General features: G+C 69.3%; 2 protein-coding genes. Both read left to right on the forward strand.

The window, feature by feature from the left end:
* Nucleotides 1-369: cellulose-binding domain-containing protein (locus AOK17_RS47580; RefSeq protein WP_206190963.1), on the forward strand; the 369-nt coding region annotated here is incomplete at its 5' end.
* A 257-nt stretch (nucleotides 370-626) separates the two neighbouring features.
* Nucleotides 627-1,723, forward strand: a 1,097-nt coding sequence (gene rsgA, locus AOK17_RS47585) for a ribosome small subunit-dependent GTPase A (protein WP_055618830.1), incomplete at its 3' end; no start/stop codon positions are given.

Here is a 1,723-nt window from a genome sequence, read left to right on the forward strand (position 1 = left end):
TCCTCCTCGGCCGAGGAGGAGGGCGCCGACCCCAACCCCAGCGAACCCGCCGTCTGCCACGCCCGGTACGAACTGGTCAACGAGTGGCCCGACGGCTTCCAGGCCACCGTCACCGTCAAGTCCGACTACGCCCTCAACAACTGGCGAGTCAGCTGGACCTTCCCCGACGGCCAGAAGGTGACCCAGATGTGGGACGGCAACTTCGACCAGGACGGCTCCCGGGTCACCGCGAGCGCCGCCGACTACAACAAGTCGGTGGCCGCGGGCGGATCGTTCGCCGTCGGATTCCTGGGCTCCTGGAAGGCCGGCAACGGCAACGCGGAACCGGACGAATTCATGCTGAACGGCCGCAGCTGCACACACAGTTGAGCAGGGCCGGGCCCTCGGGCGGTAAATGGGTTGGCCGGGGCGGAGGAGCGGGCTAAGGTCTGACCGTTCTCGCGGTGGGTCTCCACCGCCGACGTCGTGCTGGTGTGATCAAGGAGGTGTGATCGATGGCTGTCATCGAGCTGGGCGCTGCCCGCATCCGGAAGTTCATCGAATCCACCTCTGTGGTCACCGGCTGACAACCTCCTTCTCCGCGCCCGAGCGCGCGCGGCCGGGGCCACCCTTCGAAGGGTCCCCCCTTGTCTTCCTCTTCTTCACTGCTTTCTTCTGCTCACCCGCTCGCGGCCTACGGCTGGGACGACGGGTGGGCTGCCGAATTCGCCCCCCACCTCGAACGGGGCCTCATCCCGGGCCGAGTCGTACGGGTCGACCGCGGACAGTGCGACGTGGTCACCGCCGACGGCCTGGTCCGGGTCGACACGGAGTTCGTGACGCCGCACGACCCCCTGCGCGTGATCTGCACCGGCGACTGGGCCGTGGTCGACGCTGGCGGGGACCCCCGGTACGTACGGCAGTACCTCCCACGCCGCACCGCCTTCGTCCGGTCGACCTCCTCCAAGCGCTCGGAAGGACAGATCCTCGCCGCCAACGTCGACTTCGCGATCATCGCGGTCTCCCTGGCGGTGGAGCTGGACCTCGGCCGAATCGAACGTTTCCTGGCGCTGGCCTGGGAATCCGGCGCACAGCCCCTGGTCGTACTCACCAAGGCGGACCTGGTACCGGACGCGGTGGGCCTGTCCTACCTCGTGCAGGACGTCGAGACGACGGCACCGGGCGTACAGGTGCTGGCGGTCAGTTCAACAGACGGAGACGGCCTCGACGTCCTAGGTGCCGTCGTGTCCGGCGGGACCTCCGTGCTCCTCGGACAGTCCGGCGCCGGCAAGTCGACGCTGGCGAACGCGCTCCTCGGCGAGGACGTGATGGCCGTCCATGCGGCACGCGACGTCGACGGCAAGGGCCGCCACACGACCACGACCAGAAACCTGCTCGTCCTCCCCGGCGGGGGCGTACTGATCGACACACCGGGGCTGCGCGGAGTCGGCCTCTTCGACGCCGAGAGCGGGGTCGGCCAGGTGTTCTCCGAGATCGAGGAGCTCGCCGCCTCCTGCCGATTCCAGGACTGCGCACACGAGGCCGAGCCCGGCTGCGCGGTGCTCGCTGCCGCGGGCTCCGGGGTGTTGCCCGAGCGGCGGCTGGAGAGCTACCGGAAGCTGCTCCGGGAGAACCAGCGGATCGTGGCCAAGACCGATGCGCGGGTCCGAGCGGAGCTTCGGAAGGAGTGGAAGCGGAGGGGTGCGGAGGGGCGGGCCGCGATGGATGTGAAGCGGGGGGTGCA

Origin of the sequence: Streptomyces phaeochromogenes (assembly GCF_001418655.1) — a bacterium.
GTDB lineage: Bacteria > Actinomycetota > Actinomycetes > Streptomycetales > Streptomycetaceae > Streptomyces > Streptomyces phaeochromogenes.